At 41.8% G+C, this 7,067-nt stretch carries 10 protein-coding genes; 1 reads left to right on the plus strand and 9 read right to left on the minus strand.

Annotated elements, in window-relative coordinates:
* Positions 1-550, minus strand: a 550-nt coding sequence (locus QZ359_RS03635) for an oligosaccharide flippase family protein (RefSeq protein ID WP_293960136.1), incomplete at its 3' end; no start/stop codon positions are given.
* Positions 551-656: 106 nt separating this feature from the next.
* On the opposite strand from QZ359_RS03635, the gene QZ359_RS03640 reads away from it, so the two are divergent.
* Positions 657-2,102 (plus strand): UDP-N-acetylmuramoyl-L-alanyl-D-glutamate--L-lysine ligase, encoded by a 1,446-nt coding sequence (locus QZ359_RS03640; RefSeq protein WP_261076736.1) that lies wholly within the window; start codon positions 657-659, stop codon positions 2,100-2,102.
* Between the two features lie 47 nt (positions 2,103-2,149).
* On the opposite strand, the gene QZ359_RS03645 is transcribed toward QZ359_RS03640, so the two are convergent.
* From QZ359_RS03645 to QZ359_RS03680, 8 genes are all read right to left on the minus strand, one after another.
* Positions 2,150-2,341: a CsbD family protein gene (locus tag QZ359_RS03645; protein ID WP_023943256.1), complete on the minus strand. Its 192-nt coding sequence runs from the start codon at positions 2,339-2,341 to the stop codon at positions 2,150-2,152.
* Between the two features lie 100 nt (positions 2,342-2,441).
* A complete protein-coding gene (locus QZ359_RS03650) occupies positions 2,442-3,092 on the minus strand; it encodes a DUF1803 domain-containing protein (RefSeq protein WP_060806289.1) in 651 nt (216 codons plus the stop codon).
* Complete coding sequence (locus tag QZ359_RS03655) at positions 3,076-3,582, minus strand: YiiX/YebB-like N1pC/P60 family cysteine hydrolase (RefSeq protein ID WP_060806290.1); 507 nt, start codon at positions 3,580-3,582, stop codon at positions 3,076-3,078. The genes QZ359_RS03650 and QZ359_RS03655 overlap by 17 nt, the downstream gene beginning before the upstream one ends.
* A gap of 196 nt (positions 3,583-3,778) precedes the next feature.
* Positions 3,779-4,714 (minus strand): manganese-dependent inorganic pyrophosphatase, encoded by a 936-nt coding sequence (locus QZ359_RS03660; RefSeq protein ID WP_060806291.1) that lies wholly within the window; start codon positions 4,712-4,714, stop codon positions 3,779-3,781.
* An 82-nt stretch (positions 4,715-4,796) separates the two neighbouring features.
* Positions 4,797-5,084, minus strand: coding sequence for a GIY-YIG nuclease family protein (locus QZ359_RS03665; protein WP_000349614.1), 288 nt, complete (start codon positions 5,082-5,084; stop codon positions 4,797-4,799).
* Positions 5,074-5,823 (minus strand): tRNA1(Val) (adenine(37)-N6)-methyltransferase, encoded by a 750-nt coding sequence (locus tag QZ359_RS03670; RefSeq protein ID WP_060806292.1) that lies wholly within the window; start codon positions 5,821-5,823, stop codon positions 5,074-5,076. Before QZ359_RS03670 ends, QZ359_RS03665 begins: the two co-directional genes overlap by 11 nt.
* A 52-nt stretch (positions 5,824-5,875) precedes the next feature.
* Positions 5,876-6,238: a S1 RNA-binding domain-containing protein gene (locus QZ359_RS03675; protein WP_000689589.1), complete on the minus strand. Its 363-nt coding sequence runs from the start codon at positions 6,236-6,238 to the stop codon at positions 5,876-5,878.
* A gap of 1 nt (position 6,239) precedes the next feature.
* A partial coding sequence (locus QZ359_RS03680; RefSeq protein WP_293960162.1) for a peptidylprolyl isomerase occupies positions 6,240-7,067 on the minus strand: 828 nt, incomplete at its 5' end.

Raw genomic sequence — 7,067 nt, forward strand, 5'->3', positions numbered from 1 at the left:
TGATAAAGGTTGCTAAGAGCATCCAGATAACACGAATGACCTGCTCAGCAATTTGACTCATGGCATAAGGTTTGAGGTTATTCATCCCTTGGAAAAATCCTCGGATAACACTCATAGACGGGAAAATCAAGACTCCCCAAGCCAAGCTCTGCATGATTGGGATTAAGTCTTTGCCCACGCCAGATAAGTCTGCTAGCCAAGGGGCAAAGACATACAAGACCAGAGCAAAGACTAGGCCTAGTCCTGTCATAAAGCCTAAAAAGCTCCGAATCAGGGCAAAGCTATGTTCTTCTTCTCTCATGGTATTGTACTTGGCAACTTGCTTGGCCACCGCAACTGGAATCCCTGCTGTTGAAACCAGCAAAAACCAGGCATAGATATTATAGCCCATGGTAAAAAGACCATTGGCCGTAGCTGCATAAGACCCCATCCAGATGTACCATGGGATAATATAAATAGCCCCGAGTAGGCGACTGATAAAGTTACTAGCCGTTAGCCAAGCAGTCCCCCGTAACATCTGGGCCTGCTGGTGATTATTTTCGTGCGACATAGATTCCTCATTCAATTTTGATAACTAGGAAAAAGTTCCTTATCTTCCATTATAAACTTTTCCTTGTTACTTGTAAATTTACGACTTTCGGTTTACAATAGAAAGTATGATTAAGATTGAAATCGTATTAGATATATTAAAGAAAGATGGTCTCTTCCGTGAGATTATCGACCAAGGACACTATCACTACAACTACAGCGATGTCAGCTTTGACACCATCTGCTATGACAGTCGTAAGGCTAAAGAAAAGAGCCTCTTTTTCGTCAAGGGTGCTGCCTTTAAGAAGGAATTTCTTCTTTCAGCAATCTCTCAAGGACTCGGTTGGTATGTGGCTGAAAAGGACTATGAAGTTGGTATTCCTGCCATTATCGTCAGTGATATCAAGAAAGCTATGAGTTTGATTGCTATGGAATTTTATGGAAATCCACAGGAAAAACTCAAACTCCTTGCCTTTACTGGTACTAAGGGTAAAACAACAGCAGCCTATTTCGCCTATAACATCTTATCTCAAGGGCATCGCCCTGCAATGTTGTCGACCATGAACACAACTCTAGATGGCAAAACTTTCTTTAAATCAGCGTTGACAACCCCTGAGAGTATTGACCTCTTTGATATGATGCATCAAGCTGTGCAAAATGACCGTACCCACCTCATCATGGAAGTCTCCAGTCAAGCCTATCTGGTTAAACGTGTCTATGGCCTAACCTTTGATGTGGGAGTTTTCCTCAATATCAGCCCCGACCATATCGGCCCTATTGAACACCCTAGCTTTGAAGACTACTTCTACCACAAACGTCTCTTGATGGAAAATAGCCGAGCAGTCATCATTAATAGTGACATGGATCACTTTTCTGTCTTGAAAGAACAAGTGGCAGATCAAGAACATGATTTCTACGGTAGCCAGTCTGATAACCAAATCGAGAATTCCAAAGCCTTTAGCTTTTCAGCTAGTGGAAAGTTAGTTGGAGACTATGATATTCAACTCATTGGCCACTTCAACCAAGAAAATGCTGTTGCTGCTGGACTTGCTTGTCTCCGTCTCGGAGCTAGTCTTGAGGACATCAAAAAAGGAATTGCTGCAACCCGCGTTCCTGGCCGTATGGAAGTCCTCACTCAGAAAAATGGAGCCAAGGTCTTCATCGACTACGCCCACAATGGGGACAGTCTCAAAAAACTAATCAAGGTTGTAGAGACTCATCAAACTGGAAAAATTGCTCTGGTTCTGGGTTCGACAGGAAACAAGGGAGAAAGCCGTCGTAAGGACTTTGGCCTCCTCCTCAATCAACACCCTGAGATTCAAGTCTTTCTGACTGCTGATGACCCCAACTATGAAGACCCAATGGCCATTGCAGATGAAATTAGTAGCTACATCAATCATCCTGTTGAAAAAATTGCGGATCGCCAAGAAGCCATCAAGGCAGCTATGGCTATCACAAATCAAGAATTAGATGCAGTTATTATTGCTGGTAAGGGAGCCGATTGCTACCAAATCGTCCAAGGAAAAAAAGAAGCCTATCCAGGAGATGCAGCTGTCGCAGAAAATTATTTATAAGATAGTAAAAAAATCAAGGGAAACGAAACCCTTGATTTTTTCTATCTTTATTTAAAAGCGTTTTTCAAACCTTCAACGGCACCTTCTACAGCACCTTTAGCATCTTCAACTACTTCTTTTGCCTTAGCAACTGTCTTTTCAACAGCGCCTTCTGCTTCAGTCTTGCTATCCTCAGTAACCTTACCAAATCCTTCTTTGATAGCGCCTGTTGCTTGTTCCAATTTGTTTTCAAGTGACATATGATTGTCTCCTTTAGTTTATTCCGATATGTGTTACCGGTTACATATAGTTTATACCGAATACTAAGGAAAGTCAAACAATGTGCTCAGAAACAAGAAATCATGCCAAGTAGAAAGTTAATCTGTCCTTATCAAAATCGACAGCCAACTCATACTTTCCATCTTCATTTTGGATAATATAACCTAGGACAACTAAACTGTCCACAAAGATATCACGGCGTTTCTGCATAAGCTGGTCTTTTTTGAGAAATTTCAACAAAAAAGTCGTCATATACTTGAGAGCATACTCAGGATTGACATCTCCCAAAATGTCATAGAGCTCCTGCTGTTTTTCTGTCAAAGGATACTGATGTTTGACCTTGTAGAAATAATTGGAAAGAGTCATTTTAGTTCGCGCAAAGTCCGTCATTTCAACTAAAATAGCTGCATTAGTTTGATTGCGCAACTCCGTCTCAAAACTCTGCTCCAACAAGGCTTGATAGGCCGAACTATCTTCACTGACAAAAATCTCTTGATCCAGTTCGAGACTATCAAGGGACTCAAGCATAGGAAGATTGAGGTAATAGCGCTTATTTTCCCGTAGAATCAAGCCAGCCTTTATATACTCTTCCATGAGTTTATCAACTGCTACATCTGGAAACTTGGCCTTAATTTCCCGTAGAATCACATCATCATGCTGGTCCAGATAGCGGATCAATTCTCCAAAAAATGGCTGTCTCGTCAAACGAGATGGATTAAAAATCTGAATCATGAAGATTCCTTTCTTTACATTCTAACAGAGGCGATGCTGCCAACTGACTGGGATTGGTCCCAGTTTGGTTCAGAGGAACAGGCAGATCTAGTTCTCTGTAATACTCTCTCCAAAAATCACTAATGTCCTGCTTCCCATCCCCAAATTTCATGGGAATGGTTTCAAAAATCGGTAGGATTTCTGCTATATACTGGGAACAGTAAAAACCATGTCCATCTGGATAGAAAGAAGCATTGTAGGGTGCTCCTAGATGTTTGCAAGCTTTTTCCTTCACTAACCGAATATCTATTTCTGGGTAGACATAGAGGTCGTACAAATGATTGGACTCAAAGAAGTCTGCTGGTTCCTGACAGATAACACCATCCTGTCCACTAGCGTGGTAAATCATCCCATCCAAATAAATGGCAACATGGTTATAGTTGCCTGTGGAAGTCTGGATGGCCTGTCCCGTATCTGACTCATCTCTCACAAAATCATACTCTTCGAAAATCTCTTCAAACCACGTCAGCGTCGCCTTACCGTACTCAAGTACAGCTTGCGGCTAGCTTCCTAGTTTGCTCTTTGATTTTCATTGAGTATCAAATCGCCAGTTTCTAACATGCTTCACTCCTAGAAAAAAAGGAGCCGAAACTCCTTTCGATATAATTCAAACTAGCCTTTCCTAATTTGAATTAACACTCAAAATCTTAAGCATTAAAGCTTTCAGTCAATTGAGGTACCACTTGTTTCTTACGTGAAACGGCACCAGCAAGGAAGGCATGGTTATTTTCAAGTTTGAAGTTGAAGGCTGCTTCAACCTTGCCCATATTAGCACCAAGTGCTAGGATTTCTGAGTTTGAGTTGACGATATCTGTAATCATCAAGACAAAGTCAGAGTAGCCATTTGCTGTGTTAGCAGCTTGCATTGCAGCTTCAATTTCTGCTTGGCGTTCCAATACTTCAGCGATGTCCACTGTGTTTACTTGGGCAACACGGACATTATTTCCGTTCAATTCAAAAGTCTTAGCATCGATGTCAATCAATTCGTCAGCAGATTTGCTAGCCAAGTTGGTACCAGCTTTCAACATAGCCAAACCATATTCTTCCAAGTTTACACCAGCTAATTCAGCCAATTCAGGAGCAATGACTTTATCTGTTGGGTGTGTTGTTGGTGATTTCAAAAGAAGAGTATCTGAAATCAAACCTGAAAGCATCAAACCAGCAAGCTCTTTAGGCACAGCTACACCATGTTCTTTGAACATACGGTAAACGATTGAAGACGCTGATCCAACTGGCTCCAAACGCATGTAGAGTGGGCTTGCAGTTTCAAAGTTAGCCACACGGTGATGGTCCACAACACCATAAACTTCTACTTCAGCGATATCTGATACAGATTGTTGGAATTCATTGTGGTCAGTCAGGATAACTTGCTCTGCGCCTTCTGCTTTAGCAGAAGTGATAACACGCGGTGCTTCCACACCAAAATAGTTCAAGACAAAGGCTGTTTCTTCATTTGGAGTTCCAAGAGCAACAGCTTCCGTATCCAAACCATAAGCTTCTTTTGCAAGGTAGGCAAAGGCTACAGATGACCCGATGGCATCTGAGTCTGGATTTTGGTGACCAAATACTAGAATCTTAGACATGATAATACCTCATTTTGTTTATTCTCTTTATTGTAGCATTTTTTTCGCTTTTTGACAAAAGTAAGAGGAGTCAAAGGACTCCTCACGATTCTTCAAAATAACTGAGTAAATTTCTATCTTGATTTTCAGATAAAAATTCTTCCTTCTGTGACCTCTTCTTACGCTTGAGAAGGGCTTCTGCTGACATGGCTTCTTCCTTACTGGCAAAACCTTGAGCATAGATAAGTTTGACTGGCAAGCGTGCTCGTGTGTATTTGGCTCCCTTCCCACTATTGTGAACAGCGAGGCGTCTTCTCACATCAGTCGTATAGCCTGTATAGTAGGATCCGTCACGGCACTCCAGCACATACATATAAGCCTTATGATCCATAATAAATCTCTTCAAGTTCAGGCGTATAAGAGCCATCATCATTGTGAACAATGAGAGGTGGTAAAACCTTAAAGCCGCTTGTCGAGCCATCCTTGATAGCCTCAATCAAAAGCATATTAGCTTCCTTTTCCTTTTTTGGATAGACAAATTGCAGGCGCTTAGGCGCTAGATTATGCCGTTGTAACGTATCTAAAATATCCAGAAGTCGATCAGGACGATGAACCATGGCCAAACGCCCATTAGATTTGAGAATACTCTGGGCACTACGACAGATTTCCTGCAAATTGGTCGTGATTTCATGGCGCGCCAAGAGATAATGTTCGCTCTCGTTCAGGTTTGAATGAGGATCCACCTTGAAATAGGGCGGATTACACAAAATCATATCCACCTTACTCCCCTGAATGTGAGCAGGCATATTTTTCAAATCATCACAGATGACCTGCATCTGCTCTTCCAAACCATTCAAACGGACAGAGCGTTCAGCCATATCCGCCAAACGCTCCTGAATCTCAACAGCCAATATCTGCGCTTGAGTACGAGTGCTAGCAAAAAGTCCCACTGCTCCATTACCAGCGCAGAAATCCACTATCAAGCCCTTCTTAGGAAAACGTGGAAAGCGTGACAAGAGAACACTATCCACCGAATAGCTAAAAACCTCTCTATTTTGAATAATTTTGATATCTGTTGAGAAGAGCTGGTTAATGCGCTCTCCTGATTTTAATAATTGTTCTTCTTCCATGGTTCTATTATAGCAAATTTATATTAACATTACAAAAGATAGAGATTTCTAACTAGTGCTTCTGCTTCTTCAAATGTTGAAGGGCTTCCTTGGTCCAAATTGGCATCATTCGTTTAAGAGGCGCAAAGCCGTAGTTAAAACGGTCGCTTGAAAAGCGTCTCCGTCTAGGAAACTGGTGCTTTTCCTCCTCTAAAGTGCGGATAGAAAGACTAGCTTTTCCTGTAAATTCATCTAAATCCACTACTTGAACTTGAACTTCTTCATCGACTTTCAAGGCGTCATGAATATTTTCAATAAATCCTGTTCGAATCTCTGAAATGTGAATCAGCCCCGTATCACCCGTTTCTAGCTCAACAAAGGCACCGTAGGGCTGAATCCCTGTAATACGGCCCTTTAGCTTATCACCGATTTTCATCTTAGTCCTCGATTTCAATTGTTTCAATCACGACATCTTCAACTGGCTTGTCCATAGCCCCTGTCTCAACAGCAGCAATAGCGTCCAAAACAGCGTAAGAAGCTTCATCAGCTAGCTGACCAAATACAGTGTGACGGCGGTCTAGGTGAGGAGTTCCACCTTGCTCTGCATAGATTTCTGCGATCGGTTCTGGCCAACCACCACGAGCAATTTCTTTCTTAGAGTATGGCAAGTGTTGATTTTGGACGATAAAGAACTGGCTGCCGTTGGTATTTGGACCAGCATTGGCCATGGAAAGAGCACCGCGAATATTGTAAAGTTCTTCTGAGAATTCATCTTCAAATGATTCGCCGTAGATTGACTCGCCACCCATACCAGTTCCAGTTGGGTCTCCACCTTGGATCATAAAGTCCTTGATAATACGATGGAAAATGACTCCATCATAGTAGCCATCTTTTGAAAGAGCAACAAAGTTAGCAACTGTTTTAGGAGCATGTTCAGGGAAGAGCTTGATACGCAAGTCTCCGTGATTGGTCTTAATGGTCGCAAGAGGACCTTCTACTGTTTCAATGTCTACTTGTGGGAAATGCAATTCTTTTTCTACCATACCAAATCCTTCTAAGGCATCAAAAATGCCATCTTCTTCTAATGTTTTTGTAACATAATCTGCTTTTTCTTTGATTTCGTCATGAGAAATCCCCATAGCAACACTAATACCTGCATAATCAAAGAGCTCTAAATCGTTAAGACCGTCTCCAAAGACCATGACGTTCTCAGGTTTAAGACCTAAATGTTCTACAACTTTTGCTACACCAGCTGCTTTTGAACC

It is taken from the genome of Streptococcus sp. (genome assembly GCF_019414905.1).
Classification (GTDB): domain Bacteria; phylum Bacillota; class Bacilli; order Lactobacillales; family Streptococcaceae; genus Streptococcus.

What these genes read in the sequence shown, in the direction of transcription:
- QZ359_RS03675 (WP_000689589.1), bottom strand. Translation starts at nt 6,238, where the DNA reads ATGAAAATCGGTGATAAGCTAAAGGGCCGTATTACAGGGATTCAGCCC.
- QZ359_RS03660 (WP_060806291.1), bottom strand. Translation starts at nt 4,714, where the DNA reads ATGTCTAAGATTCTAGTATTTGGTCACCAAAATCCAGACTCAGATGCC.
- QZ359_RS03650 (WP_060806289.1), bottom strand. Translation starts at nt 3,092, where the DNA reads ATGATTCAGATTTTTAATCCATCTCGTTTGACGAGACAGCCATTTTTT.
- QZ359_RS03645 (WP_023943256.1), bottom strand. Translation starts at nt 2,341, where the DNA reads ATGTCACTTGAAAACAAATTGGAACAAGCAACAGGCGCTATCAAAGAA.
- QZ359_RS03665 (WP_000349614.1), bottom strand. Translation starts at nt 5,084, where the DNA reads ATGGATCATAAGGCTTATATGTATGTGCTGGAGTGCCGTGACGGATCC.
- QZ359_RS03670 (WP_060806292.1), bottom strand. Translation starts at nt 5,823, where the DNA reads ATGGAAGAAGAACAATTATTAAAATCAGGAGAGCGCATTAACCAGCTC.
- QZ359_RS03640 (WP_261076736.1), top strand. Translation starts at nt 657, where the DNA reads ATGATTAAGATTGAAATCGTATTAGATATATTAAAGAAAGATGGTCTC.